Here is a 26415-nt window from a genome sequence, read left to right as displayed (position 1 = left end):
TAATTTGCTAGCGCCTGCCTGTCTTGCTGGGTGCAGCTTTAGGCTTTGCTGACTTATAGGCCAATGCCGGTCGTGCAGAACTGGCAGCTGCAGGTTTGCCAGGTGTTGTTTTTGCATTTGCAGCAGCACGTGCATACGATTTTTTGCCAAAGGTATCAATCCTTGGTGCAGCTACGCGCTTGCCATTGGCGACACCACTTTCATCGATGGTAATCGGGATATGTGGCTGACGCAGTGGGATCAAGTGTTTGGGCCCGCTACCTATCAAGTCGCGTCTGCCCATGCGTACCAGAGCCTCATGAATGATTTCCCAGTTTTCTGGTGCGTGATAGCGCAGCAGCGCCTTGTGCAGTTTGCGTATCTTGCCAGAGCGTGCAGTCTCTACCACTTCAGAATCAGCTGTCACTTTCTTCAGCGGATTCTTGCGCGTATGGTACATGGTGGTTGCCAGCGCCATAGGAGTAGGCATGAAGGTTTGCACCTGGTCCAGCTTGAAATCATTTTTCTTGAGCCAGACAGCCAGATTCACCATGTCTTCATCGGTAGAGCCCGGATGGGCGGCGATAAAGTAAGGGATCAGGTACTGTTCCTTGCCGGCTTCTTTCGAGTACTTCTGGAACATGGCCTTGAACTCATCGTAACTGCCTATGCCGGGCTTCATCATTTTGGACAAAGTATCAGCTTCAGTATGTTCAGGCGCGATCTTCAATAAGCCGCCGACGTGATGAGTGACCAGCTCTTTGACATATTCAGGTGAGCGCACTGCCAGGTCATAGCGCAGACCAGAGCTGACCAGTATCTTCTTGATGCCGGGCAGGGCACGTGCCTTGCGGTAAATCGAAATCAGTTTGCTGTGGTCTGTGCCCAGGTTTGAGCAGATGCTTGGGTAGACGCAGGACAGGCGGCGACAGGATTCTTCTATCTTCTTGTCCTTGCAGGCCAAGCGATACATGTTGGCTGTTGGGCCACCCAGATCAGAGATGGTGCCAGTAAAGCCTTTGACCTTGTCGCGGATTTCTTCTATCTCGCGCAAAATTGAAGGTTCGGAGCGACTCTGTATGATGCGGCCTTCATGCTCGGTAATGGAGCAGAAAGTACAGCCACCAAAGCAGCCACGCATGATATTCACCGAGAAACGTATCATTTCCCAGGCTGGTATGCGTGCCTTGCCATAAGCAGGGTGGGGCGCACGTGCATAGGCGCGGTCATACACGCCATCCATCTCATCCATAGCCAGTGGCAACGGTGGCGGGTTCAGCCAGACATCACGGTCGCCGTGGCCTTGCACCAGTGCCTTGGCATTGCCTGGATTGGCTTCCAGATGGAATACGCGCGAGGCGTGGGCGTACAGGACAGCATCTTCCTTGACTTCGTCAAAGGAAGGCAGGCGTATCACGGACTTGTGCTGCTTATTTCGTAGCATGAGCTGGCGTTCTTCACGGCTCATGATGCGTATGGCTTGTAACTGCACAACGTCGGCCTTGGTTTCGACTTTGACTTCAGACTTGGCTTCCGCAGAGACGGCAGTAGTCGCAGGCGCATCGCCCGTGGCGCATTTTGCTTCTTTTTCGGGCACCATGGCATACGGGTCAGTATGCGCTTCTATCTTACCCGGAGTATCAATTTTGACAGAGTTGATTTCTGTCCATTCTTCGTCTGGCAACCAGCCTTTTGGTGTCATGAAGGCAGTACCGCGCAAATCGCGGATGTCCTTGATCGCTTCACCCTGAGCGAGTCGGTGCGTCAGGTCAATGAGGGCGCGTTCGGCATTGCCAAACAACAGGATGTCGGCTTTCGAGTCAGGCAGGACGGAGCGCCTTACCTTGTCAGACCAATAATCATAATGCGCAATACGACGCAAACTGGCTTCTATGCTGCCGGCGACGACATTGGCATCTGGGTAAGCTTCGCGGGCGCGTTGGGCATAAACCACCAAGGCACGGTCAGGGCGCTTGGTGCGGTCACCATCTGGCGTATAGGCATCTTCAGAGCGTATTTTGCGGTCAGCGGTGTAGCGGTTCACCATAGAATCCATATTGCCAGCAGTGACGCCAAAATACAGATTGGGTTTGCCTAAAGCGCGGAAGGCGTCGGCAGACTGCCAGTCTGGCTGGCTGATGATGCCAACACGAAAGCCATGATGTTCCAGCAAGCGACCTATCAGGGCCATGCCAAAGCTGGGGTGGTCGATATAGGCATCGCCAGTGACGAGGATAACGTCGCAACTGTCCCATCCCAGCGCATCCATTTCGGCGCGTGACATGGGGAGGAAGGGTGCAGTATTTTTTCCACCGACTTCAGGGCGGAAGCGAGGAAAAGAGAATAGATTTTTAGGCTGAGCGTTCATTGGCGGAATTGTACCGGAAAGCGGCTGGTTTTGCGCGGCGATAAGGAAATTCTTCTGAAAAATCAAAAGCTTGCATGAAATTGATATGACTTTTTAATTAACAATTTCTGCTGTCAGGTCGCATACCTGGCGGGGTTGCGAATTGACGGCAGCCTGTCATGACAGCTCCTTAGCAGAAATTTCATCGAATTTGTTTGTATTTTCAAGAGCTAATTCCATATTAGATATAGCTGTTTTCGCGTAAAATCGCGCCAATATTAATTTGGCAGGAGAGGTATATGAGTATCAAATCAGACAAGTGGATACGCCGCATGGCAGAGCAACACGGCATGATAGAGCCGTTTGAACCGGGTCAGGTGCGTGAACGTGATGGTAACCGCATTGTCAGCTATGGCACTTCTTCCTACGGTTACGATATACGCTGCGCCGACGAATTCAAGATTTTCACGAATATCAACAGCACCATTGTTGACCCCAAAAATTTTGATGAAAAATCTTTTGTCGATTTCAAAGGTGATGTTTGCATCATTCCACCAAATTCTTTTGCGCTGGCTCGCACGATGGAATATTTCCGTATTCCACGCAGCGTATTGACCATCTGCCTGGGTAAGTCCACTTATGCGCGTTGCGGCATTATCGTTAATGTCACGCCGTTCGAGCCTGAATGGGAAGGTTATGTGACGCTGGAATTTTCAAATACCACACCATTGCCAGCCAAGATTTATGCAGGTGAAGGTTGTGCTCAGGTCTTGTTCTTTGAAAGTGATGAAATTTGCGAAACATCCTACAAAGACCGTGGCGGCAAATATCAGGGCCAAGTTGGCGTAACTTTGCCGAAAACCTGAATTCAAGACTGAATCCAAGACTCGATACAAGAAATTCATGCAGCCGGATTACGCAGCCATACTTCAGACTATTTTTGCTGAAGTCCAGCCTTTATTGTCTCAAGGGAAAGTAGCTTCCTATATTCCTGAGTTATCCAAAGTGTCGACACAGCATTTTGGTATGGCTGTGTATTGCCTGGATGGCAGCACCTATAGTATTGGTGATAGTCAGCAAAAATTCTCATTGCAAAGCGTCACCAAGCTGTTTGCGCTGGCGCTGGCGTTTTCCCGTGAGGGGGATGCGATCTGGGAGCGGGTAGGGCGTGAGCCTTCCGGCAATCCTTTCAACTCCCTGGTGCAGCTGGAATATGAACGTGGCAAGCCACGCAATCCTTTCATCAATGCCGGTGCTCTGGTCATTGCTGACATCTTGTCGGCCCGCTTTGTACAATCAGACATTGCAGTCCAGCAGTTTGCCAGAACCATATCGGGCGAACCCACCATCGATTTTGATATGGCGGTTGCCCAGTCTGAACGTCAGACTGCACATCGCAATTATGCGATCGCGCATTTGATGAAAGATTTTGGCAATCTGCACAACCCGGTCAAGACCGTCATCGACAGTTATTGCCGTCAATGTTCGCTGACCATGACTTGTGCTGAATTGGCCAAGGCAGGTGGCTTCCTTGCTAATCATGGCAGCGTGCCCTGGAGTGGGCAGCGAATCCTTGATGCAAGTTCATCCAAACGTCTGAATGCATTGATGCTGACTTGTGGCACCTATGATGCGGCAGGGGACTTTGCTTATCGTGTGGGTTTGCCAGCCAAGAGTGGAGTAGGTGGTGGCATTCTGGCGCTGGTGCCAGGTGAGCTGGCGGTGGCCGTTTGGTCGCCGGGATTGGATGCAACCGGTAATTCGCTGGCAGGCACTTATGCTCTGGAGCGTTTCACAACATTGACAGCCAGATCGATATTTTGATTTACGGCACTGCACGCTGTCAGGCGCGCAGTGCCGCATTGTGGACTACGCCATAAATCCCAGGTTGCGATTTGAAAAGTTCACGATGTTGGGAAAAACATCATTGATCTGTGTTGTGCTCAAGCCAAACCAGTTCGCCAGTGTTGCACCATACTGATCAACAGAAATTTGTGGGAGCAGGCTGCCTGAACCTACATCCAGATTGTGCTTGAGTCCGGTGACTGGGAACTCGCCATAAATATTGTTGCCCTTGACTGCGCCACCCACGATAAAGTGATGTGAGCCCCAGCCATGATCAGTGCCATCCCCATTGCTGGTAAATGTTCTGCCAAAGTCGGATGCCGTAAACAGGGTAACTTGCTTGCGCATGTCCGTACCTTGCAGATTTCCCATAACGCCATCAAAGTAGCTGAGTGCGTGAGCAAGTCGTGCCATCAGGTCAGCATGGGCGGTACGCTGTGCATCGTGTGTATCGAAACCATTCAGAGCAACAAAAAATACTTGTCTCTGTGCGCCCAGAGTACTGCGTCCAGCGATGATCCTGGCGATGGTTTGTAACTGCGTTGCCAGCCCATTAGTGGCCTGATTGCCTGTATTTGGATTGGTGTATGTGGTGGGGTTGGGTACACCAGTACCGCCAGCCGGCGCCATTGCCGGACTGAGCAGACTTTGCGCGTTGATGGAGCGGTTGGTGACAGCGGCATGTTCTTTCTGAAACAGGTTGGCACTGTCCGAAGCGATGATGTTTTTCAAGGGGTTGCCGGCTGCACTGGAGCCAAACAAGGTGCCAGTTAAACCACCAATAGGCACTGCACCGGAGCCGCTGACCTGATATTGATTAACTGTGCGGCCAGCGAGGAAAACTGCATTACCGGAAGCTGATATTGCTGTAAATACCGGATAGGCATTACTGGAAGCCAGCATATCGCCCATGCGACCACCCCAGCCATAAATTGCACCTTCCGGCGCATATGCTTGCCACAAGGATTGTTGGTCATTGTGAGAAAACAGCTTGGGAGGAATGGGTACGCTTGCAGCCTTGTACTGTGCAAGTGTAGTGGGTACGATCAATGGACCTACATTGCTGATGATGGCTGCGCGGCCACCGTCAAACAAGGTTTTCAATGGCCCCAGTTGAGGATGTAGTGCAAAACTGCGACCAGCCTGTGTCGTGGTCGGGCTGATAGGCAGTACACCACCACTATTACCTGCAGGAGGCAGGGCTATTGAACCAGCCTCATTGGTGGTTCGCACTGTGGTGTACTGATTCCACGATGTCGTGTCCGTTGCCAATATGGTGTTTGCATGATCATTGGCACCGTACAGGAACAGGCACACCAGGGCCTTGTAGCCGCCCGATGAAGTTTGTGCAGCTGCAGAGCCCATGGCTGCCAGATTCAGGGCGAAAGGCAGGCTGGCGCTACCAGCAGCACCCATCGCACCCAGAGCAGTAGAGACACGCAAAAATTCGCGGCGTGAAGCATTAACTTTAGTCATGTCGGACTCCGTTTATTTCTGTACCAGATATTCTGGTGACGCCATCGTCAGGAAGACTGACAAATAGACGCGGTTCTTTTTCGCTGCATCTGCGTTGGCTGTGTTGTTGGTCGGTATGGTGACGGAATTGACCGCTGTCAAAATCTGACTACGCAAACCGTTGCTCATCTGGTTGGCCATCAATGTCAAATTCAGTTGGTCGATTAACTGATCTGGCGTTGCCGCCAATGCGATCAGGTTGGTGTAATCAGCTTTGACATCGCGTGACGAGCCCGTTCCGTTTGGAATGACATCGCGCATGAAGTTCAGATAGCCTACCACGGACGTTTCGCCGGTAATTTGCATTTCTGGTGACACCAGGCCTGCATTGGCGATGCCTGAGTTGGGCGGTACATATCCTGGACGGTAAAAATTGAAAACTGTTTGTGAGCGCATCGGAGTCTCAGCCAGGCCACTCAACGGATCATCCGTGCTGGTCATCAGGAAACGGCCAGAAGTCGAAACCACATTGAATGCGCGCATCCAGTTCGCCAATCGCAGTACAGGTTCCCTGAGTTTGCCAGTGTTGGCAAAAGCCAGGGTCGTATCATTGCGCGCTTCGTTGTCCAGCAAAATTGCCTTGACGACTGCACGCATATCGCCCCTTACACCAGAGCCATTGTTGTTGAATGCCGCCGCAACCCTGGAAATATATTGTGGGCTGGGGTTGCTGGTGACCAGGCGCTGTATCAACTGTTTGCCAATGAATGGGCCTACATTGGGGTGGTTGAAAAGTGTATCCAGGGCAATTTTCAGACTGGCCTCAGGATTGGCTGGTGACTGCGCAGGTATGGTCACACCCAGGAAAGTCTTGGCACTCACGGAATGGTATTTTGGATAGCTCTGCATAGGCAGCCATTCGCGGTTGGCGTCTGCATTGCCACCAAAGAAGCGTGTATCACTCTTGTCAGGGCCAGCCCAGCTCCAGCCGGTAAATACCTTGGCCAGGCCAGTGATGTCGGGGATGCCATAGGTTTCTACAGGTTTGCCGCCGCTCAGGACATAAGTGCCGTCCTGATTCAATTGATACAGCCCTATGGTGAAGAGCTGCATGACTTCGCGCGCATAGTTTTCATCTGGCACCTGGGTGCCGGATTCCTTCTGGTTGCGCAATGAAGTCAGATAAGTGCCCATCATGGGGTGCAGGCTGACAGCCTCCAGCAAATTGCGGAAATTGCCAAATGCATTGGCTCCGAGAGTATCGTAATAGCTGGCAACCCCGCGTGGATAGTTGGCGACATTGCTATCCTGGAAGGAGACCACAAATATTTGTGACAAGGCAAAGGTGACACGTTGCCTTAACTGGTCATCGCCCTTGATCGCCTGCTGCCAGAATGATTCAAAGAAATTATTCTGACTGAGGTCTTTCAGACCATTGATAAAGCCTGCGGCTTGTGTCTCCATATAAGTGCGATGCAGCTTCTGCGGCATGGCAAACTGCTTGTCTATCCAGGCACTGTAGCTACTGCTGGTCAGGCTATTGATCTCAGCATTATTTGCACCAAAGCTGACCTGCGCAAGAAAGCGGGAAGCCTGAGCAGGGGTGGGGGCATTCGCATTACTGGACTGAAAGCCAACCAGTGCCTGTATCAAACCATTGGCAATGCTGGTATCTGTAGGCGTGACAGTAGATGCAAGTGCCATGCCCTTGGTGATGGAATCTTCTGTGCGCAAATAGGTTAAGCCTTGCTGAATAGCAAAGTTCTTGGCAACACTTACCTTATTCTCGAACAGGCTGTTTACCCAGCCATACACGGGATCACCCGCATAGCCATGCGTCGCAATCAGCATGGAGCGCACCACGATGCCGCGTGTTACCGTCCCGTTGGCCAGACCGGCCGTCCAGTAATCCAGGCCAGCCTTGTCTGGTGGTGTGCGGCTCAACACATTGCGATAGACATTGGTCACAAAATCGACATTGTTGGCATTGGGCGCATAGCCTGTCAGCGCAGCGTCCTGAATGGCGGCAATGTAAAAGGATTCGCCTATTTTGTCTATTGATACACCGCTCTTGAATTGATTAATCCAGTAGGCGAGTCCATTAGCATCTGGTACACGATTGAAATAGGAAATATACAGTTCTATGATCGCATTTAAATCACTGGCTGCAATGCTGGAAGCCAGGCTGGCAATTTGCAGATTGACTGACACATCCTTAAACACCAACTGCTGGGTAGTGGCATCAAGATTGACCGTACCATCAGTTCCTACATTGTCTTTCACCGTGTAGCCAGAACTGGTGTTGGTAATGGTGTAATTGGAGCGATTGCCATTAAAAGTCGTCACAGTGCTGCTGATGTTGGGCGCAGGTGCGAACAAGCGCCGTAATGCTGAAACAGGGGCAGGTGCTGGTGCACCGGAGGGTGCGGTGGATGCACTGGTTTTTTCGTCACCGCCACAAGAGCTGAGTGCGAAAACGGAGAAGACAATCAAGAATTGCTTGAGTGCGGTGAGCCTGAGAATTGACATGGGGACTCCTAATAGACGTTCCCAGTAAATTTCGTTTGGGAAAGTGAATTCTAATCCAAGCATTCAGGCATCAATCACCATAAAGTGTAACAAACGGTGAGGCAGGGCACATATGCTGCTTAAAAAGTAAGCAGATGTAATTAACTTAAATGATTGATATTGCCAATCAATTCAGAGGCTTGTGCAAGCGGCAATCCACTTGCTTCCCTGAAAAGTTTTGCCTTAATCCATTTCAGCCAGGGTTTGGTGAACGAAGGCAGAAAGGATGAGCTTGGACTGGGCTGTAACATCAATAAATTCAAAGCCATGTCTGTATTCTAGTCCATTTTCAGTCGGAGCTTGTGAGCGCAAGATCACATTCAGGCTTAAATATTCGTCATTGCCAGCAGCACTGACTTTGAATTTGATGACACCTACGTCCCCTTTTTTGCCAACCGCTTTTTTGATGACACCAGATGCGCCGCCCATGCTGAGGTCGCCTATGGTTGCTGCTGCGGTTTGTTCAGGGTCGCCAATGGTCAATGAGGCAATAATTTTAACCGTGGCACGGGAACCCTGGCGTATCGTGGTGCAACGTACTTGTTTGGGGTAAGAAATATGCAGGTAAGGGTGGGGGGAATACACCGACTTGATTGCGGATGCCGTAAACGCATACGCTTTTTTGCCTGGGAATGCGCGCACGATAAAAGTCTGGCCGTCACGAATGATGACGGCCTTGCCATCCATCGTAGGCGCAGTCACCATGATAGACATATTTTTGACAAAACCGATCAATTTTACGGTGTAGCGTACAGCGGTGTGATCATGGACTTGCAGGTATAGCGTTTCACCTACATTCCAGCGCACACTGTCCAGTTCCATCAGCACATCTTTATGCGCGTCCTGCGCGGATGGGCTACTGCCAGGAGAGGCTGATTGGGATGATACAGGTTTTGAAATGGGAGTCATCTTCGACGGTATGGTGTCCCACATGGCATCGGGATTGCAATAGCCATGCTCCAGCAAACCTTCCAGTTGATGCTGGCTTTCCACCTTGACACCAGATGCCATCAGCAAATGACCTTGCTCATCATAGATAGCCCAAGGTACGGCCTGACCTACGCTGATTTCTGCGTGCTTGATTGGCATTAGTCCTGATGCACCACCCATGTCCTGTTTCCGTAACGTGAAGTATCGGACTGATTGTATATCGAAAATCAGGGCAAATTAAGTGCGATGTTGCTCCTTTGTATAATAAAAAGCACTTATTATCTTTCTCTGACAATAAGTGCTTTTTCAAAACACAAATCTGACAACTAAATTGCAGTGGCTTGCTTACTTTCCGGCTTCTGCTGTGGATTTAACGCAATCAACAAAATAGCCACGTTTGCCATCGACTTCTGCTTTGACCAGGCCATGGCAATCAGTTTCGAAGCCAGGGAAACGTTCATTAAAGTCGCGCACGAAGCGCAGATAATCAACAATAGTCTGATTGAAACGTTCTCCTGGAATCAACAGTGGAATACCTGGTGGATAAGGTGTCAACAGAATTGCCGTAACGCGACCTTCAAGTTCATCAATCGAAACGCGCTCAGTTTCGCGGTGGGCCATCATGGCGAATGCGTCAGATGGTTTCATCGCTGGCTGCATGTCGGACAAATACATTTCTGTCGTCAGACGTGCCACATCATGCCCTTTATAGGCTTCATGTATGCCCTGGCACAGGTCTTTCAGGCCAACACCTTCATAGCGAGGGTTGGCGGCTGCAAACTCCGGCAAGATACGCCACATAGGCTGGTTCTTGTCGTAATCGTCCTTGAACTGTTGCAAGGCCGTCAGCAAGGTGTTCCAGCGGCCCTTGGTGATGCCGATGGTGAACATGATGAAGAATGAGTACAGGCCGCATTTCTCAACAATAACGCCATGCTCAGCCAGGTATTTGGTAACGATGGAGGCAGGGATGCCTGTTTCGCCAAACTTGCCTTCCAGGGATAGGCCAGGCGTGACGATGGTGGCCTTGATCGGGTCCAGCATATTGAAGCCTGGTGCCAGTTTGCCGAAGCCATGCCAGTCATCTTCGGCGCGTATCATCCAGTCTTCGCGTGAGCCTATGCCGTCTGCTGCAAATTCTTCCGGTCCCCAGACCTGGAACCACCAGTCCTTGCCCCATTCCTGATCTACCTTGCGCATGGCGCGGCGGAAATCCAGTGCCTCGAGTATCGATTCTTCTACCAGTGCCGTCCCGCCAGGTGCTTCCATCATGGCTGCTGCGATATCGCAAGAGGCGATAATCGAGTACTGAGGCGATGTTGAGGTGTGCATCAGGTAAGCTTCATTGAAGCTGTCACGGTCCAACTTGCGTGTCTCGGATTCGCGTACCAGGATTTGCGATGCCTGCGAAATACCAGCCAGCAGTTTATGCGTGGACTGGGTCGAGAAAATCATTGATTTCTTAGCACGTGGCCTGTCTTTGCCAATGGCATGCATGTCTTTGTAAAAGTCATGAAAGGTTGCGTGTGGCAACCAGGCTTCGTCAAAGTGCAGGGTGTCGATTTCACCATCCAGCAAGTCTTTCAATACTTCGACGTTGTACAGCACGCCATCGTAAGTCGATTGGGTGATAGTCAGGATGCGTGGTTTCTTGTTCTTGGCTTCGCGCGCAAAAGGATTGGCTTCTATCTTCTTCTGTATGCTTTCCATGCTGAATTCTTCCAGCGGGATAGGGCCGATAATGCCCAGGTGATTCCGTGTAGGCATAAGGAAAACCGGTATCGCACCACACATGATGATGGAATGCAAAATGGATTTATGGCAGTTACGATCCACCACGACGATGTCGCCAGGTGCAACCGTGGAATGCCAGACCATCTTGTTGGAGGTCGAGGTGCCATTGGTCACGAAGTAGCAGTGATCCGCATTGAAAATGCGTGCGGCATTGCGTTCAGACGCGGCAACCGGGCCGGTATGATCGAGCAATTGTCCCAGTTCTTCAACGGCATTACAAACGTCAGCACGCAACATGTTTTCACCAAAAAACTGATGGAACATCTGGCCTATCGGTGACTTCAGGAAGGCCACGCCACCTGAGTGGCCTGGGCAATGCCAGGAGTAGGAGCCATCATTGGCGTAATGTACCAGCGCGCGGAAAAACGGCGGTGCCAGGCCATCCAGGTAAGAACGTGCTTCACGGATGATATGACGTGCCACGAACTCTGGCGTATCTTCAAACATGTGAATGAAACCGTGCAATTCGCGCAGGATATCATTCGGAATATGGCGGGAGGTGCGGGTTTCACCGTACAGGTAAATTGGGATGTCCGCATTTTTGTAGCGAATTTCTTCTACGAAGGCACGCAGGGACTTCAGGGCGTAATCTGTCTCTTCATCAGTACCATCGCCAAATTCTTCATCGTCAATCGACAGGATAAAGGCAGAGGCACGGGATTGTTGTTGGGCAAACTGGGATAAGTCACCATAGCTGGTCACACCCAGTACTTCCATACCTTCTTTTTCTATGGCATCTGCAAGTGCGCGTATGCCCAGGCCGGAAGTGTTTTCAGAACGGAAGTCTTCGTCGATGATGACGATGGGGAAGCGGAATTTCATGGAGGTCTCCAAAAAAGCTTGTTACAAGGGAGACGCCTGGGCAAGTTAAATCAACCGCTTGCGCGCCGAAAATTCAAAGAAGCGAATTCTCTCAGATATGTGAGGGCTGATGTGAAAAAATCGCTGTTTTTGGTTGGGAAATGCAAAATTTCATCTGATTGTCATCAAAGCAGTTGTTGTGCCATATCTTGCATTGCAAAATGTGCTTCAGAATGAATTTTATTCAATAAATTCTCAACTCGATCCAGTTGCTTAGCGAGGCAAAAAGTAAAAAAGAGTGCTCATATAAGCACTCTTTTTTCCTGGCAAGAATTGCTATGATAATTGTCAGAAGCGATAACTTGCTGCAGAAAAGATCGTGACTGGATTTTTCTGGAAGACAAATGGGCTTCTGCCAGCATCACCACTCAGGCGGCTGACAGATGCACCGGTAGTCAGCGACCAGTTGCTATCGATATTCCAGTGCCAGCTGGCGCCCAGCTTGATATCAGAAATGCCTGACGATGGTGTGTACTGAGCATAGCCGCTAGCTACAGATTGCGCAGCAGTCACACCATAGTAAGACTGCATGTAGGCAGAGTTAACCCAGTTTGCACCTATGCTGGCTGACAATCTATGTTGTGGACTCAATAAAGTAGTCGCGCGCGCGCCAAAGCTGACTTGTACGCCATTGTGATCAAGACCAGAGCCATATCGTACGGACGAAGCCAGAGAAAAATTTTGATCCAGATTGAAATTCAGGAAGGCACCTGGCTCAATCGCCGTATTGACATCGCCCAGGCCGCGCAGTTTGCCAGAGCGCGACTCATCACGGGCAGCTTCCAAAGACATGCGCAAGCCATACTGCAGGCTTGCATCTTTGGAGAAATTATAGCCCAGGCCATTCACGGCACTAAAGAAAGCGCCGTTTTTCCATTGCGCGTCAAACATGGGGTAAGCAGCCAGACGGCGCTCATCAGAACCCGTGTACTTTGGCATACTGAGCGCAACAGCGCCCAGAGAGAAGTTGACATCCTTGGGCAGGTAGCTAGTGGGAACCAGTTGCACAAATTGTGAAGTCTGTGCTCCCGCTGAGCAAGCCATCGCCAATAATGTGATACCGAGTATTTTTTTCATTATGTTCTCGTCTTTATTAAATGTGGAGAGCTGCAAGTCCTGCCAGTACTACACCAACTCCAGCCACGCCGTATGATGCATATTGCAACCATTTTTTCTTGGTCAGCAAAGTGATTGCTGCCAGGGATATGGCAATTTGCACCGCTGTCATGGCTTGGGCCCAGCGATGATGTTGATGCAGTGCTGCTTCAGACTTGTGCTCCCATGTCTTGCTTTCTTCTTCCAGGGCTTCAGCGTCTTTCTTAATCTTTTCTTTTTCCGATTTATAGCGCTCGACATCTGCTTTATATTTCGCGACATCGGCACCAGGTATTACCATTGCCAATTCCGCCAGATTCTGCTTGCTCGACTTCGACTGATAAAAATTCCATTGGTTCGATGCTTCTGTCTTTTTAATGGCAGATTCATTTTTGAACATGGCAGCATCATTCTGTGTCGCACCACCTTCGTAGCCAAACAATGCGCCTACTGTTGCCATAATGGCAGTCATTACCGCAATTTTACTGGCAAAGTCATCATTGCCGTGCGCAGCATGCTCCAATTCATGGTCGTGAGGTCCATGTACGTGAAAACCGTGTCCTGACATAGTAATCCTAATTCTTTTTATAAGTGACAAATGCGAAATGTAAATTTTTTTCTTCAGAGTAATGTTTTTCTCTTCCCGTCTCTTTCCATAGTAGTGGATTGATTGCTGGGAAAAAAGCATCACATGCAAATTCCTGTTGTATCTCAGTCACGACCAGTTCATTGGCCAGCTCCATGCTTTGCTGGTAAATTTCCGCGCCACCAATAATGTAAGCGCGGTCATCGTTCAGCAAAGCACGGGCGGCCTCAAGTGAACTGATCGTTTCCACGCCTGCATGCTGCCATTCGTGATTGCGCGTGACTACAATATTGCGCCTGTTTGGCAATGGTCGGCCTATGGACTCAAACGTCTTCCGGCCCATGATGATGGCATGACCACTGGTCGTGCGCTTGAAATGGGCCAGATCCTCAGGCAAATGCCATGGCAATTTATTGTCCACGCCTATGCCCAGCTTGGAATCGGTTGCAACGATAATACTTAAAGATGACATACTCATGAATCCAGGGCTTAAACTGCAACAGGTGCTTTGATGGCAGGGTGGAACTGATAATTGGTAAACTCAAAATCATCAAACTGATAACCAAAGATGGATTCAGGTTTGCGCTTGATGATTAATTGCGCCAGCGGCAAAGTGCTGCGTGATAACTGTTCGTTAACTTGATCCATGTGATTGGAATACAAGTGGCAGTCACCGCCAGTCCAGATAAAATCGCCAACTTCCAGGCCGGTCTGTTGCGCCACCATATGGGTTAGCAAGGCATACGACGCAATATTAAAAGGCACACCCAAAAAGATGTCGGCGCTACGCTGATATAACTGACAAGACAATTTGCCATCAGCCACATAAAACTGAAACATCATATGGCAGGGAGGCAGCTTCATTTGCGGGATGTCAGCGACATTCCAGGCAGAGACGATGAGGCGGCGTGAATCTGGATTATTGCGTATCTGTTCTATGACTTGCTTGATTTGATCTATATGTTCGCCAGAAGGTGTAGGCCAGTTGCGCCATTGCGAACCGTAGACCGGGCCAAGATCACCATTGGTATCCGCCCATTCATTCCAGATCGAGACACCATTGTCTGTCAGGTATTTGATATTGGTAGAGCCAGCCAAAAACCAGATGAGTTCATGGACGATGGATTTAAGGTGCAGCTTCTTGGTCGTCACCAATGGAAAGCCCTTGCTCAGATCAAAGCGCATCTGATAACCAAAGACGGACACAGTGCCCGTGCCGGTTCTGTCAGTTTTTTGAGTGCCGTGCTCTTTCACATGGCGCATGAAGTCAAGGTATTGGTGCATGATGCGTAATAAATTGCTATGTTGAATTGCTAAGTTATTTAAGACGCTAGTATACCTTAGGGCGAGAGAATCTACTTGATTGGATTGTAATAACAAAGTAAAAGCGGTCGGACAAACCTTATGCTTTGTCTGTCCGGGCAGTTTGAACTGGTGCTTGTTCGCTCATCGCTTACTGGTTCAGCGTTTGCTTAGCAGGGGATTGCTGGATTCAGGTTCGCCCGGGGCTACCAATGGTAATTTGATTTCAAATCTGGTGCCCTGGCCAACAATGCTGGAAGCGTGAATGCTACCGCCCAGTACATTGGAAATGATATTGAAAGTAATGCTCAGGCCCAGGCCGCTACCACCCTGGCCAAACTTGGTGGTGAAGAAGGGTTCAAAGATTCTATTGATGATGTCGGCTGAAATACCTTTGCCATTGTCTTCAAAGACAATAAGTACATGGTCACCGTGTTGTTCTGCCGTGCAGCGCATATGTCCTTCTTCGCGACCCTCCAGGCCGTGTGCGACTGCATTGTTGACCAGGTTGGTAAAGACTTGGCCCAGCAATCCAGGATAACTGTCGAGTTGTATCTCGCCAGGAATATCGAGTTCGAGAGTAAAAGGAGTTTTGCGCAAACTGGAGTGCAGCAGGGCAGTCAGCTCTTGCAGCATGACCAATAAGGCAAACTGTCTGCGTTGGGCGCTGGACTGATCAACAGCAACTTGCTTGAAATCGCCAACCAGATGGGCAGATTGCTGGAGGCCGCGCAACAGTAGTTTGGTCGAGTCTACGGCCGTAGTCGCATAGCGGGTCAGGTCAGAGCGTTTCATCTTGCCTTCTTCAACCATTCTGACCAGGTTTCGAGTTTCTTCTTCCAGCGTACTGGCAACCAGCAGGCAATTACCAAGTGGGGTATTGAGTTCATGTGCAACGCCAGCCACCATGGAGCCTAGTGCAGCCATGCGTTCTACTCTGGCCAATTCTGCCTGTGCAGAATTCACATTGCTTAAAGCAGCCTCGAGGTTTTGATTGACTGTTTCCAGTTCTTGCGTGCGCTGTCTGACTTTGGATTCCAGAGTTCCTGAGTATTCAAGCAATTGTTGATTCTTGATTTCCAGTTCACCAAATGACCTTTGCAACGCCTGTCGAGTGGCTTCCAGGCTGGTTGCCAGATGACCCAGTTCGTCTTCCCGGTTGAGTGCAATAGGATCATTCAATTCACCATTCGCCAGTCGGTCGGATTCGCCCATCAATATCCTGACAGGTTGTACCAGACGCCATTGCAATACCACCAGAATAAACAGGATGGCCAGTATCAGCGAAAGTACAGCTGTTGTGACGTAGCGCCGGAAGTCAGATGCCAAACTCTCTTGCAATAAATCTTCAGCCAACGTCAGTCTGACCTGACCTATGACCTGACCACCGTGCTTGATCTCCCTGACCATGCTGGTGAAGGGGCCTTTTTGAGTTTGTTTGCGGGTATCGTTTTTGATGAATTCCTTGCGGTCGGGCAGGGTAATCACTTCTATGGTTGCCACCCTGGGATCCGAGTACACGACTTCACTGGAGATATTGGCAATTTCTGGCGTGATTTGCCAGAGAGGTTCACTCAGGATAACGGAAAGAATTTCTACCAGACGATTATGATCTTCTGCGTTTCTGAGTTGAGCTGCAGTTTCTATCGTATGCAGGTGATAGGGGATGAGTATGGCAGCGGGGACGGTCAATCCGAATACAACAGCCAGAATAATCGCCAGTCTCAGCGTGATTCGGCGGCGTAGTGCAGATAAAAGATGTCGAAACTGCATTGCGTGGTCCTTGTGCAACACTTCCCAAAAGGTATAGCCCGGCGGGGTAGTATGCAATTCCTCGCCAGACATTCATTTACAGCTCAGACACGGATAACCATGTTTGATGACCGCACAAACAATTCTAAAATACTAAAAGGTTTTTTGCGTTTCAGCAAGTTATGATTCTTGAGTGTTCACTCTGTGTGTCCAAATGTCCAAAAATGGGCAAATTGTTGTTTGAAGCGGTAGCTTTGCATGCCTTTAAGAGAGTATGTTTAGGATTATCTGGTTTCGTCTATCCAGGCCATTTGTATGGCTTCTAATACCTTTTCTCCACCGCGCATATGGTCGTCGTCAAATTCTTCCAGATCGACGATCCAGTTATGCAGGTCTGTGAAGCGTACTGTCAGTGGATCAACATCAGGAAATTTATCGCAAAGTACTTCAGCGATTCTGAAGGTATCTATCCATTTCATGCTGTGCTCCACTTAGTGTCGATACCACTGCAGGTGCAAAAAACAGTGTTAATGATTTTCGCGTGCGTGGTTAATGGTGTATTTTGGGATTTCTATGGTGATATCCTGTTTGCCCAATTTAACCTGGCAAGACAGGCGCGACGTTGCTTCCAAGCCCCAGGCGGCATCCAGCAAGTCTTCTTCATCATCCGTAGACTCATTCAGTGAACTAAAACCTTCGCGTATGACCACGTGACAAGTGGTGCAGGCGCAAGACATTTCACAGGCATGTTCGATTTCGACATCGCTTTCAACCAGTGCCTCGCATAAAGATTTGCCTTCAGGGGCATCAATCACAGTTCCTTCGGGGCAAAGCTGGGGGTGGGGCAAGACAATAATTTGTGGCATGTTATTCTCGTAATCTGGCTATTTCAATATGTATTAATGTTGTCTGGATCGGTATGAGGCAATATCGCTCAGGTAATCTCATCCAGTTTTTTTCCGGCCAATGCACTGCGCACGCTTTGATCCATGCGACGTGCAGCAAATTCTTCCGTGCCATCGGCGAGTGCAGTGATAGCAGCGTGGAGTAACTGATGATCTTTGCCATCCTTCAACTTGCTGACCTGATCCATCAATTCCATGATCTGGCTTTGCTCTGCATCGCTCAGCAATTGGGCGTCGCCATTCAGGGCAGACTGGGTCGCCAGCAAAATGCGTTCAGCTTCGACGACTTCTTCACGCAATGCACGTTCCTGCATATCGGCATCCGCAGAAGTAAATGAATCTTGCAACATGCGTGTGATTTCATCATCGGCCAGGCCATAAGATGGTTTGACCGTGATCGCAGCTTCCACGCCAGAGCGCAATTCACGCGCCGACACAGACAGTAAGCCATCTGCATCTACCTGATAAGTGATGCGGATGCGGGCAGCGCCTGCAGCCATGGGAGGTATGCCGCGCAATTCAAAGCGCGCCAGCGAGCGGCATTCGCTCACCAGTTCACGTTCACCCTGCACTACATGGATGGCCATGGCAGTTTGCCCATCCTTGAAAGTGGTAAATTCCTGCGCGCGGGCGCAGGGGATAGTGGAATTACGAGGGATAACTTTTTCAGCCAGTCCACCCATGGTTTCGATGCCCAGTGACAGCGGGATCACATCCAGCAATAGCCAGTCATCACCGGGAGCGCGATTGCCAGCCAGCAGGTTGGCCTGTATTGCTGCACCGAGTGCTACCACTTTGTCTGGATCAATGTTTGCCAATGGCGTGGTCTGGAAAAATTCACCAACAGCCTTGCGTACATGCGGCATGCGTGTCGCGCCACCCACCAGTACCACTCCATCAATATCATCTACCGTCAGGCCGGCGTCGCGCAGGGCCTTGCGGCAAGGCGTCGTGGTTTTTACGACCAGGTTTTGCGTCATCTCCGCAAATGCTGCTGCACTGATTTGCAGATGTACAGACTCACCAGAATTGAGCTTTGCATCAATAAAAGTACTTGGCTTGCTGGACAAAATTTCTTTGGCTTCGCGTGCCTTGACCATCAGTGCGCTGGTGTCTTCGTCGGACAAAGGGGGCAGTTTAGATTCTTGCAATATCCAGCAAAACAGGCGGTGATCAAAATCATCGCCACCGAGGGCGGAGTCACCGCCAGTAGCCAGAACTTCAAATACGCCTTTGCTCATCTTCAGGATGGAGATGTCGAAAGTACCACCGCCAAGATCATAGACGGCATAGATGCCTTCTGAAGAATTATCCAGGCCATAGGCAATTGCTGCAGCGGTAGGTTCATTCAGCAAACGCAAGACATTCAGGCCAGCCAGTTTTGCGGCGTCTTTGGTGGCTTGTCTTTGTGCATCATCGAAATAAGCAGGGACGGTGATGACAGCACCTACCAGGTCATCGCCCAGAGCATCCTCTGCCTGCTGGCGCAGTGTTGCCAGAATTTGCGCTGATACTTCTACCGGGCTTTTAATGCCAGCGACAGTTTTGATCTGCACCATGCCGGGTTCATCATGAAAATCATAGGGCAGGTTTTCAGCATAGGCTATGTCTTTCAAGCCTCGCCCCATGAAGCGCTTGACGGAAGCGATGGTATTTCTGGGGTCATTACTTTGTTCAGCCTGTGCCTTGAAGCCTATATGCGCATGGCCATTTGGCAGATAGCGTACTACTGAAGGCAGCAGCGGGCGACCTTCTTCATCGTTCAGCACTTCAGGGATACTGTTGCGTACGGTTGCTACCAGGGAGTTGGTGGTGCCAAGGTCTATGCCGACTGCCAACCTGTGCTGGTGTGGAGCGGTGGACATGCCAGGTTCAGAAATCTGCAGTAATGCCATGATGAGGTGGGATGGCAAGGCATCCCCAAAAAAAGCAAATCAGCGATGGCAGATTTGCCGGGTTATTCGAAATTACTCTTCGAGCGCAGCGATATCTGCAATAAATTTTTCCAGGAACATGCAGGTACGGATTTGCAGTGCAGCTTCTTGAAAATTACCAAGATCAATCGAGTTGCCAACGGCATGCAATTGCGCTCTTAATGCACTGTTCAGCTCACGTTCAAGACGTAACAGGGCGGCTTCATTCTTGCCCTGGCGTGCCTCATCAAATGCTTCGCGCCACTCCATCTGCTGCATCAAAAACGCAGCAGGCATGGATGTATTGGATTCTGTCTGTAAATCCACGCCTTGCAGCTCACATAGATAGCGTGCGCGTTTCAGAGGTTTTTTCAGGGTCTGGTAAGCTTCATTGGCTCTGGTGGCCCATTGCATGGCGACGCGTTTTTCAGCTTCGCTGGCTTGCACAAACTTGTCCGGATGTACGCGATTTTGCACTTCACGGTAAGCTGCATCCAATTGTCCCTGATCGAGTGCAAACTGCTGCGGCAACTGAAACAGCTCAAAATGATTCTGCATCTGCACTAACCTTAAATCCTGAAGCTTTCGCCACAACCACATTCGTCCTTGACGTTGGGGTTGTAGAATTTAAAACCTTCGTTCAAGCCTTCGCGGGCAAAATCCAGTTCAGTGCCGTCGATGTAAGGCAGGCTTTTCGGGTCAACGAAGACCTTGACGCCATGTGACTCAAAAATCTGGTCGTCATTACCTACTTCATCCACATACTCAAGCTTGTAAGCCATGCCTGAGCAGCCAGTTGTACGTACTCCAAAGCGCAGGCCTATGCCTTTGCCGCGACGTTCCATATACCGGGTCACATGTTTTGCCGCTTTTTCTGTGAGTGTGATAGCCATATTTATTCCAGTTTTTGCCACTAAACTTTTGTTGCAATTTTTATGCTGATTTAAAACGTATTATGCGTTTTGTTCTGCGCCGTGCTTGTTTTTGTAGTCCAGTACAGCAGCCTTGATCGCATCTTCCGCCAGGATGGAGCAATGGATCTTGACAGGTGGCAGTGCCAGTTCTTCAGCAATTGCCGTGTTCTTGATTTCCAGAGCCTGGTCCAGTGTCTTGCCCTTGACCCATTCGGTGACGAGGGAAGAAGAGGCAATTGCAGAGCCGCAGCCATAAGTCTTGAATTTTGCATCCTGGATAACGCCGTCAGCGCCTACCTTGATTTGCAATTTCATGACGTCGCCGCAAGCAGGTGCGCCAACCATGCCGGTACCAACTGTATCGTCACCTTTTTCAAAGGCGCCGACATTGCGTGGGTTTTCATAGTGATCTAAAACTTTTTCAGAATAAGCCATTTTGATGCTCCTTGATTTTTCTTAAATGCGTTTGTTCAAATGCGCATTCAATATTGAATTAATGCGCAGCCCACTGGATAGTGGAGATATCAATGCCGTCCTTGTACATATCCCAGAGGGGTGACAATTCACGCAACTTGGCAACCTTGGTTTTCAACAGGTCTATCGTAAAGTCGATGTCTTCTTCTGTCGTGAAGCGACCAATAGTGAAACGTATCGAGCTGTGTGCCAGTTCATCGCTGCGGCCGAGTGCACGCAATACATACGATGGTTCCAGGCTGGCAGAAGTACATGCTGAGCCGGATGATACTGCAATATCCTTGATCGCCATGATCAGAGATTCACCTTCAACATAGTTGAAGCTGACATTCAGATTATGCGGTACGCGGTGTTCCATGTCGCCATTGACATAGGTTTCTTCAATTTCTTGCAAGCCCTTTGCCAGGCGGTCACGCATGGCGCGCACATGTGCCAGTTCGCTTTCCATTTCTTCTTTGGCGATGCGGAAGGCTTCGCCCATGCCAGCAATTTGATGAGGTGCCAGCGTGCCAGAGCGGAACCCGCGTTCATGGCCGCCACCGTGCATCTGTGCTTCCAGGCGTACGCGAGGTTTGCGGCGGATATACAATGCACCTATGCCTTTTGGGCCATAGGATTTATGGGCAGAGAAAGACACCAGGTCTACCTTGGTATTTTCCAGATCGATATGCACCTTGCCAGTTGCCTGGGCAGCATCGGAGTGGAACACAATACCTTTTTCGCGGCAAAGTTCACCAATTTCAGCGATAGGCTGGATGACGCCGATTTCATTATTGACCCACATCACGGATACCAAAATCGTGTCCGGGCGGATAGCCGCTTTCAACTGCTCTATTGTAATCAGACCATTGTCACCAGGCTGCAGATAAGTAGCTTCAAAACCCTGGCGCTCCAGTTCACGCACGGTATCCAGCACAGCCTTGTGCTCGGTTTTTACCGTGATGATGTGCTTACCTTTGGACTTGTAGAAATTTGCTGCACCCTTGAGCGCCAGGTTATTGCTTTCTGTCGCACCGGAAGTCCAGATGATTTCACGCGGATCAGCATTGACCAGGTTTGCCACTTGCGCACGCGCATCTTCTACCGCTTTTTCTGCATCCCAGCCATACATATGGCTGCGCGAAGCCGGATTGCCATACTGCGCACGCAGGAATGGGATCATCTTGTCAGCAACACGAGGATCAACTGGCGTAGTCGCCGAATAATCCATGTAAATAGGAAAGTGTGGTGACTTCAGTGTGTCCAGCAGGCTTTGTTCCAAAGGGGCGTTCATTCAAAACTCCAAATATTCAAGAGGCAATGTGGCTGGCATGCACATGATGCATGACGACTACATGATTTTCTGATGCTTTCTGTCTTTGCTGATTGACCAGATCCTGGAGCGAAACAGAATCCAGGTAATCGACCATTTTGGCGTTCAGCGTCGCCCACAGGTCGTGCGTCATGCAGTGCAGGCCATTTTCATGGTCACTGCCATGACAATTGCCTTTGCCACCACATTGAGTTGCATCAAGAGGCTCATCAACGGCGATGATAATATCGGCAACGGTGACATTCTGTGCCTTGCGGGCAAGATTATAGCCGCCACCAGGGCCACGCACGGATTCAACAATTTCATGGCGACGCAGTTTCCCAAATAACTGCTCAAGGTAGGAAAGAGAAATATCCTGGCGCTGGCTAATGGCAGCCAGCGTCACAGGTCCCTTATCCTGGCGCAGTGCCAGGTCTATCATGGCCGTAACGGCAAAACGTCCTTTGGTGGTCAGTCGCATATGTTACTCCGGGGATACTCCACGCAAGAAAAAGCTGAATGCCCTGAGTTGTTGAGCATTTTAGTCAAGTATAGCAAACTTGAGTAATCTTGTCAGGAATAGGCTTATAGTGAGGAGGGTGATGTCAGATGGGCTTTGCGCTCTGCTGTGTAATGCCACCAAGCCTGAAGTGGTTCGCCATCCATGAATTTTACTATGGAAATGAAAACGTCGTAGACACAGGGGTCATGCCTGACTTTGGTCAGCGCACAAAGTTCATCGTACATCTGGTAAGGATTGCGTCCCTTGAGTTGCTGTGGCTCAGTAATCCCCAGCAGGTGCAAGTCGGCAACGGTTGCCTTGCCGACATTTGGCAGTTGCTGCAGTTGTTTGATGTCCTTGCAAGTGAGTGCTTTTTTCATAAGTCTTTTTATTCTTCTGGCTGCTCGGGCCGCTGAATATGAAATTTTAAAACTAATTTCTGTTCATATAAAGTCAAAGACCGCCAAAAGGCGGTCTTCTTAAAACTAATCAATTTGATCTGGATAAAATATCAAATCAAATATCAAAGCTGATACCTTGTGCCAGTGGCAATGAATTGCTGTAGTTGAAGGTATTCGTAGTACGACGCATGTAGGCTTTCCATGCATCAGAGCCAGATTCCCGGCCGCCGCCAGTCTCTTTCTCGCCACCAAATGCACCGCCGATTTCTGCTCCAGAAGGGCCGATATTGACATTGGCAATACCGCAATCGCTGCCAGCAGCAGAGACGAAGGTTTCAGCTTCGCGCATGTCTGTCGTGAAGATAGAAGACGACAAGCCTTGTGGAACTTCGTTATTCAGGCTGATGGCTTGCTGCAAATCGCTATAACGCACGATGTACATGATGGGTGCAAAGGTTTCATGATGCATGGACGCCGTCTGGGCTGGCATTTCTACCAGAGCCGGGCTGACGTAAAAACCGTTTTCATTGCCAGCAACAGCTTTGCGTTCACCGCCAAATACCTGGCCTTGCTCTGATTTGGCAACTGCTAAAGCACTTTGCATGGCATCAAAAGAAGCCGCATCGACCAATGGACCGACCAGAGTGGTCTTTTCCAGAGGATTGCCGACCGGCAGGCCTGCATAGATTTTCTTCAGGCGTGGCACCAGTGTGTCATAAATACTGTCATGGACGAACAGGCGGCGCAGGGTGGTGCAGCGCTGTCCAGCAGTGCCTACTGCAGAGAAGGTGATGGCACGGACAGCCATTTCCAGGTCTGCGCTAGGAGCAACGATCATGGCGTTATTGCCGCCGAGCTCAAGAATAGTGCGTGTCAGACGCTTGGCGCAGACTTCAGCAACCTGGCGACCCATGCGGGTGCTGCCAGTAGCGCTGACCAGAGCGATACGCTTGTCTTCTACCATTTGTGCGCCAGTATCGCGTCCGCCTATGATCAATTCTGCCAGGCCAGCTGGCGCATCACTGCCAAAGCGGGCGACGGCCTTCATGAACAAGGCGTGCGTAGCAATGGCTGTCAATGGGGTTTTTTCAGATGGTTTCCAGGTCACGCTATTGCCGCAGACAAAAGCCAGTGCTGCATTCCAGGCCCAGACGGCGACCGGGAAATTGAAGGCGGAAATCACGCCAACTACGCCGATCGGATGCCATTGTTCCATCATGCGATGACCAGGACGCTCAGAGGCGATAGTCAGGCCATACAACTGACGTGACAGACCAACTGCGAAATCACAGATGTCGATCATTTCCTGTACTTCGCCCAGGCCTTCTTGCAGGATTTTGCCTGCTTCCAGCGTCACCAGTTGACCCAGTGCCAGCTTATGAGTGCGCAATTCTTCACCAAACAGGCGTACCAGTTCGCCGCGACGCGGTGCTGGCACGTTGCGCCATTGCAAAAATGCAGCATGGGCGCGGTCTACGCGCTGTTTGACTTCTGCTGCAGTATCAGCACGCAGGCTGGCCAGGTTCTTGCCATCGATCGGGGAGATGCTGTGTATGTCGCTACCCTGATAATCGCTCAAATTGATATCAAGCTCTTTCAGTATTGCTTGCAAAGTGGTGTTTTCCATCTTGTTTGCCTCGGTATGTTTTATAAAGGCAGGCTTTCTTTTGGAAAGCCTGCCTTTCAGTTTATTGGATGGGTTTAATGCCAGTGTCTATATTGTAGCTCCGGCAGCGATCTTGTGCCCAATGCGGCATCGCCATTGATTACGCAGCGTAGTATTGACCAAAGCGGTTTGCCAGGAAATCAGCCAGAACAGCTTGTTCCTGACGCACCAGACCATGCTGAGGTAATTTACCTGTCACCACCAGATCAACCATGGCGCAAATGCCGGAGGCAGTTGTCAATTGTATGGCAGACAGCAATTGTCCATTGACTTGTTGCGCATAGATTTTCTTGGCGTAGGATTCTTGTTCCAGACGGCCATCGCGCATGCCGACGACGCTGACAAACACCAGTACCACATCCTGTTTGGTCATGGGGATGGCGGTTTCCATGACTTCTTTCAAAATTGGACGGCGTTCCAGTTTGCCCAGTTGCAGGTCGCGTATCAAGACTTTGACGATATCGCGGTGACCAGGGTAGCGCACGGTTTTGTAATTCAGGTTTTGTACTTTGCCTTCCAGGCTTTCGCACAAAGTGCCCAGGCCGCCAGAAGTATTGAAAGCTTCGTAATCTATGCCGTCCAGGGAGAAATGCTCGATTTCTTCCAGTGCCGCGGTTTCGCGCAATTGACCATCAACAATCGCTTCGCATGGGTTGCAATATTCATTGATCAGACCGTCTGTACTCCAGGTCAGGTTGTATTTCAATGCATTGTTAGGGAAAGTAGGCAGGGCGCCGACGCGCATGCTGACATCACGCAGAGTTTCAAAACGCTTGGCTACATCATTGGCCACGATGGAAATAAAGCCTGGTGCCAGACCACATTGTGGAACGAAGGCGCAATCAGCACCTTCCGCCAGTTGTTTGACGATGCGCGTGCTTTCCACGTCTTCAGTCAAATCAAAATAATGGGAATTGGCTTCACGTGCGGCACCAGCAATGATAGGTGTCAAGAAGTAAGGGCAGGCAGACATGGTGACTTTATGGCCGCGTATCAACTCTGTCACTGCTGCTTTGTCGCCCAGGTCAGCCTGTACGATGCGGGTGTTAGGAAAGCCAGCCTGTTCTACATATTTCAGACGTTCCGGGTCACGGTCAGCTACAGTGATATGGTAGTCGCCAGTGTGGGACAGTAAATTGAGGATCGCATCGCCGATTTTGCCTGCGCCCAAAAGAATTAATTTAGTTGCCATCATAGTCTCCGTTATCTGATTGTTGTGGTCTGTTGTGATTTCTTACCAAAGGAAATGTAAGATTGATACTGAAGTCTAGGCCTTAGTTTTGTCAGTTAATAGCTGCAAAATTATCGTCATATTGTGTATATGCGAGATAATATGTCTGAATAATCATACGAAATGACGATATGAAACCTGACCTTGATGAGATAGATGACAAAATCCTGGCTTTGCTCATGGATAACGCCCGTTTGCCCGTGACCACGATTGCTAAATCGGTAGGTATTGCGCGAACGACAGTCATTGCGCGTATCGCCACCCTGGAAAAACGTGGCGTCATTGCCGGTTATGGTTTGAAGTTGAACCAGAAAATCGTGCAGCCTGCCGTCAGGGCTTATGTGGGTTTGTCGGTGGAGACGCGTTATGCTGCTGGCTTGATCAAGTATTTGCAGCAATTGCCAGAGACCGAGACCTTATGTGCAGTCAGCGGTGCTATTGACTATATGCTGACATTGCGATGCGGCAATACAGAAACACTGGATAAATTACTGGATCAGATAGGTGCGCTGGATGGTGTGAGGCAAACCTCAACCTCAATCATACTAAGCAAAAGAATAGACCGTGGCGCGCTTTAGGATGGCGCTGTACCCCGGACAAGCTG

The 26415-nt window shown here is 49.9% G+C and carries 24 protein-coding genes; 3 read left to right on the top strand and 21 right to left on the bottom strand.

The features are described 5' to 3' along the window. Window positions 1–7: 7 nt before the first annotated feature. Complete coding sequence (locus tag DFR42_RS04085) at window positions 8–2347, bottom strand: YgiQ family radical SAM protein (protein WP_110253643.1); 2340 nt, start codon at window positions 2345–2347, stop codon at window positions 8–10. A 278-nt stretch (window positions 2348–2625) separates the two neighbouring features. Here DFR42_RS04085 and dcd point away from each other — a divergent pair, with 278 nt between their 5' ends. Then, on the top strand, window positions 2626–3192 hold the full coding sequence (gene dcd, locus DFR42_RS04080; protein ID WP_110253642.1) for a dCTP deaminase: 567 nt from the start codon (window positions 2626–2628) through the stop codon (window positions 3190–3192). Between the two features lie 37 nt (window positions 3193–3229). After that, a complete protein-coding gene (locus tag DFR42_RS04075) occupies window positions 3230–4150 on the top strand; it encodes a glutaminase (protein WP_110253641.1) in 921 nt (306 codons plus the stop codon). A 45-nt stretch (window positions 4151–4195) separates the two neighbouring features. Here DFR42_RS04075 and DFR42_RS04070 read toward each other — a convergent pair whose 3' ends face one another. From DFR42_RS04070 to DFR42_RS03975, 20 genes are all read right to left on the bottom strand, one after another. Further along, on the bottom strand, window positions 4196–5647 hold the full coding sequence (locus tag DFR42_RS04070; protein ID WP_110253640.1) for a DUF1501 domain-containing protein: 1452 nt from the start codon (window positions 5645–5647) through the stop codon (window positions 4196–4198). 12 nt (window positions 5648–5659) lie between these two features. After that, window positions 5660–8155 carry a DUF1800 family protein gene (locus tag DFR42_RS04065; RefSeq protein ID WP_170133407.1) on the bottom strand — a complete coding sequence of 832 codons (2496 nt, stop codon included), beginning with the start codon at window positions 8153–8155 and terminating at the stop codon, window positions 5660–5662. A gap of 222 nt (window positions 8156–8377) precedes the next feature. Next, complete coding sequence (locus DFR42_RS04060; protein WP_170133406.1) at window positions 8378–9283, bottom strand: flagellar brake protein; 906 nt, start codon at window positions 9281–9283, stop codon at window positions 8378–8380. A 186-nt stretch (window positions 9284–9469) separates the two neighbouring features. Continuing rightward, a complete protein-coding gene (locus DFR42_RS04055; RefSeq protein WP_110253637.1) occupies window positions 9470–11740 on the bottom strand; it encodes an arginine/lysine/ornithine decarboxylase in 2271 nt (756 codons plus the stop codon). Between the two features lie 327 nt (window positions 11741–12067). Next, entirely contained in the window at window positions 12068–12856 is a 789-nt protein-coding gene (locus DFR42_RS04050) for a MipA/OmpV family protein (RefSeq protein WP_110253636.1), read from the bottom strand. Between the two features lie 16 nt (window positions 12857–12872). Then, window positions 12873–13442 (bottom strand): DUF4337 domain-containing protein, encoded by a 570-nt coding sequence (locus DFR42_RS04045; protein ID WP_110253635.1) that lies wholly within the window; start codon window positions 13440–13442, stop codon window positions 12873–12875. 7 nt (window positions 13443–13449) lie between these two features. Continuing rightward, window positions 13450–13932: a dihydrofolate reductase gene (locus DFR42_RS04040; protein ID WP_211324143.1), complete on the bottom strand. Its 483-nt coding sequence runs from the start codon at window positions 13930–13932 to the stop codon at window positions 13450–13452. A 17-nt stretch (window positions 13933–13949) separates the two neighbouring features. Continuing rightward, a complete protein-coding gene (locus DFR42_RS04035; RefSeq protein ID WP_110253633.1) occupies window positions 13950–14744 on the bottom strand; it encodes a thymidylate synthase in 795 nt (264 codons plus the stop codon). A gap of 177 nt (window positions 14745–14921) precedes the next feature. After that, window positions 14922–16535 carry a sensor histidine kinase gene (locus tag DFR42_RS04030; RefSeq protein WP_170133405.1) on the bottom strand — a complete coding sequence of 538 codons (1614 nt, stop codon included), beginning with the start codon at window positions 16533–16535 and terminating at the stop codon, window positions 14922–14924. Window positions 16536–16798: 263 nt separating this feature from the next. Further along, complete coding sequence (gene iscX, locus DFR42_RS04025; RefSeq protein WP_110253631.1) at window positions 16799–16993, bottom strand: Fe-S cluster assembly protein IscX; 195 nt, start codon at window positions 16991–16993, stop codon at window positions 16799–16801. A gap of 48 nt (window positions 16994–17041) precedes the next feature. After that, window positions 17042–17380, bottom strand: coding sequence for an ISC system 2Fe-2S type ferredoxin (gene fdx / locus DFR42_RS04020; RefSeq protein WP_110253630.1), 339 nt, complete (start codon window positions 17378–17380; stop codon window positions 17042–17044). A gap of 68 nt (window positions 17381–17448) precedes the next feature. Next, window positions 17449–19314 carry a Fe-S protein assembly chaperone HscA gene (gene hscA, locus DFR42_RS04015; RefSeq protein WP_110253629.1) on the bottom strand — a complete coding sequence of 622 codons (1866 nt, stop codon included), beginning with the start codon at window positions 19312–19314 and terminating at the stop codon, window positions 17449–17451. A gap of 72 nt (window positions 19315–19386) precedes the next feature. Continuing rightward, window positions 19387–19890, bottom strand: coding sequence for a Fe-S protein assembly co-chaperone HscB (hscB, locus tag DFR42_RS04010; RefSeq protein ID WP_110253628.1), 504 nt, complete (start codon window positions 19888–19890; stop codon window positions 19387–19389). An 11-nt stretch (window positions 19891–19901) separates the two neighbouring features. After that, the gene (gene iscA, locus DFR42_RS04005) at window positions 19902–20225 is read right to left on the bottom strand and encodes an iron-sulfur cluster assembly protein IscA (protein ID WP_110253627.1); all 324 of its coding nucleotides are present in this window, start codon (window positions 20223–20225) and stop codon (window positions 19902–19904) included. Between the two features lie 60 nt (window positions 20226–20285). Continuing rightward, window positions 20286–20681: a Fe-S cluster assembly scaffold IscU gene (gene iscU, locus DFR42_RS04000; RefSeq protein ID WP_110253626.1), complete on the bottom strand. Its 396-nt coding sequence runs from the start codon at window positions 20679–20681 to the stop codon at window positions 20286–20288. A gap of 58 nt (window positions 20682–20739) precedes the next feature. After that, window positions 20740–21993: an IscS subfamily cysteine desulfurase gene (locus DFR42_RS03995; RefSeq protein WP_110253625.1), complete on the bottom strand. Its 1254-nt coding sequence runs from the start codon at window positions 21991–21993 to the stop codon at window positions 20740–20742. Window positions 21994–22009: 16 nt separating this feature from the next. Next, window positions 22010–22492 carry a Fe-S cluster assembly transcriptional regulator IscR gene (gene iscR / locus DFR42_RS03990; RefSeq protein ID WP_110253624.1) on the bottom strand — a complete coding sequence of 161 codons (483 nt, stop codon included), beginning with the start codon at window positions 22490–22492 and terminating at the stop codon, window positions 22010–22012. Between the two features lie 104 nt (window positions 22493–22596). Continuing rightward, the gene (locus tag DFR42_RS03985; protein WP_110253623.1) at window positions 22597–22893 is read right to left on the bottom strand and encodes a helix-hairpin-helix domain-containing protein; all 297 of its coding nucleotides are present in this window, start codon (window positions 22891–22893) and stop codon (window positions 22597–22599) included. 136 nt (window positions 22894–23029) lie between these two features. Next, window positions 23030–24541: an L-piperidine-6-carboxylate dehydrogenase gene (gene amaB / locus DFR42_RS03980; RefSeq protein ID WP_110253622.1), complete on the bottom strand. Its 1512-nt coding sequence runs from the start codon at window positions 24539–24541 to the stop codon at window positions 23030–23032. Between the two features lie 139 nt (window positions 24542–24680). Continuing rightward, entirely contained in the window at window positions 24681–25772 is a 1092-nt protein-coding gene (locus tag DFR42_RS03975; RefSeq protein WP_110253621.1) for a saccharopine dehydrogenase family protein, read from the bottom strand. Between the two features lie 170 nt (window positions 25773–25942). On the opposite strand from DFR42_RS03975, the gene DFR42_RS03970 reads away from it, so the two are divergent. Continuing rightward, window positions 25943–26389 carry an Lrp/AsnC family transcriptional regulator gene (locus tag DFR42_RS03970; protein WP_110253620.1) on the top strand — a complete coding sequence of 149 codons (447 nt, stop codon included), beginning with the start codon at window positions 25943–25945 and terminating at the stop codon, window positions 26387–26389. Window positions 26390–26415: the final 26 nt, after the last annotated feature.

The sequence above is a fragment of the Undibacterium pigrum genome, assembly GCF_003201815.1.
Classification (GTDB): domain Bacteria; phylum Pseudomonadota; class Gammaproteobacteria; order Burkholderiales; family Burkholderiaceae_D; genus Undibacterium; species Undibacterium pigrum.
This window is presented reverse-complemented; position numbering and strand designations above follow the sequence as displayed.

Coding starts and splice junctions, on each gene's coding strand:
- DFR42_RS04085 (WP_110253643.1), bottom strand. CDS start 2,347: ATGAACGCTCAGCCTAAAAATCTATTCTCTTTTCCTCGCTTCCGCCCT.
- dcd (WP_110253642.1), top strand. CDS start 2,626: ATGAGTATCAAATCAGACAAGTGGATACGCCGCATGGCAGAGCAACAC.
- DFR42_RS04075 (WP_110253641.1), top strand. CDS start 3,230: ATGCAGCCGGATTACGCAGCCATACTTCAGACTATTTTTGCTGAAGTC.
- DFR42_RS04070 (WP_110253640.1), bottom strand. CDS start 5,647: ATGACTAAAGTTAATGCTTCACGCCGCGAATTTTTGCGTGTCTCTACT.
- DFR42_RS04065 (WP_170133407.1), bottom strand. CDS start 8,155: ATGTCAATTCTCAGGCTCACCGCACTCAAGCAATTCTTGATTGTCTTC.
- DFR42_RS04060 (WP_170133406.1), bottom strand. CDS start 9,283: ATGCCAATCAAGCACGCAGAAATCAGCGTAGGTCAGGCCGTACCTTGG.
- DFR42_RS04055 (WP_110253637.1), bottom strand. CDS start 11,740: ATGAAATTCCGCTTCCCCATCGTCATCATCGACGAAGACTTCCGTTCT.
- DFR42_RS04050 (WP_110253636.1), bottom strand. CDS start 12,856: ATGAAAAAAATACTCGGTATCACATTATTGGCGATGGCTTGCTCAGCG.
- DFR42_RS04045 (WP_110253635.1), bottom strand. CDS start 13,442: ATGTCAGGACACGGTTTTCACGTACATGGACCTCACGACCATGAATTG.
- DFR42_RS04040 (WP_211324143.1), bottom strand. CDS start 13,932: ATGTCATCTTTAAGTATTATCGTTGCAACCGATTCCAAGCTGGGCATA.
- DFR42_RS04035 (WP_110253633.1), bottom strand. CDS start 14,744: ATGCACCAATACCTTGACTTCATGCGCCATGTGAAAGAGCACGGCACT.
- DFR42_RS04030 (WP_170133405.1), bottom strand. CDS start 16,535: ATGCAGTTTCGACATCTTTTATCTGCACTACGCCGCCGAATCACGCTG.
- iscX (WP_110253631.1), bottom strand. CDS start 16,993: ATGAAATGGATAGATACCTTCAGAATCGCTGAAGTACTTTGCGATAAA.
- fdx (WP_110253630.1), bottom strand. CDS start 17,380: ATGCCACAAATTATTGTCTTGCCCCACCCCCAGCTTTGCCCCGAAGGA.
- hscA (WP_110253629.1), bottom strand. CDS start 19,314: ATGGCATTACTGCAGATTTCTGAACCTGGCATGTCCACCGCTCCACAC.
- hscB (WP_110253628.1), bottom strand. CDS start 19,890: ATGCAGAATCATTTTGAGCTGTTTCAGTTGCCGCAGCAGTTTGCACTC.
- iscA (WP_110253627.1), bottom strand. CDS start 20,225: ATGGCTATCACACTCACAGAAAAAGCGGCAAAACATGTGACCCGGTAT.
- iscU (WP_110253626.1), bottom strand. CDS start 20,681: ATGGCTTATTCTGAAAAAGTTTTAGATCACTATGAAAACCCACGCAAT.
- DFR42_RS03995 (WP_110253625.1), bottom strand. CDS start 21,993: ATGAACGCCCCTTTGGAACAAAGCCTGCTGGACACACTGAAGTCACCA.
- iscR (WP_110253624.1), bottom strand. CDS start 22,492: ATGCGACTGACCACCAAAGGACGTTTTGCCGTTACGGCCATGATAGAC.
- DFR42_RS03985 (WP_110253623.1), bottom strand. CDS start 22,893: ATGAAAAAAGCACTCACTTGCAAGGACATCAAACAACTGCAGCAACTG.
- amaB (WP_110253622.1), bottom strand. CDS start 24,541: ATGGAAAACACCACTTTGCAAGCAATACTGAAAGAGCTTGATATCAAT.
- DFR42_RS03975 (WP_110253621.1), bottom strand. CDS start 25,772: ATGGCAACTAAATTAATTCTTTTGGGCGCAGGCAAAATCGGCGATGCG.
- DFR42_RS03970 (WP_110253620.1), top strand. CDS start 25,943: ATGAAACCTGACCTTGATGAGATAGATGACAAAATCCTGGCTTTGCTC.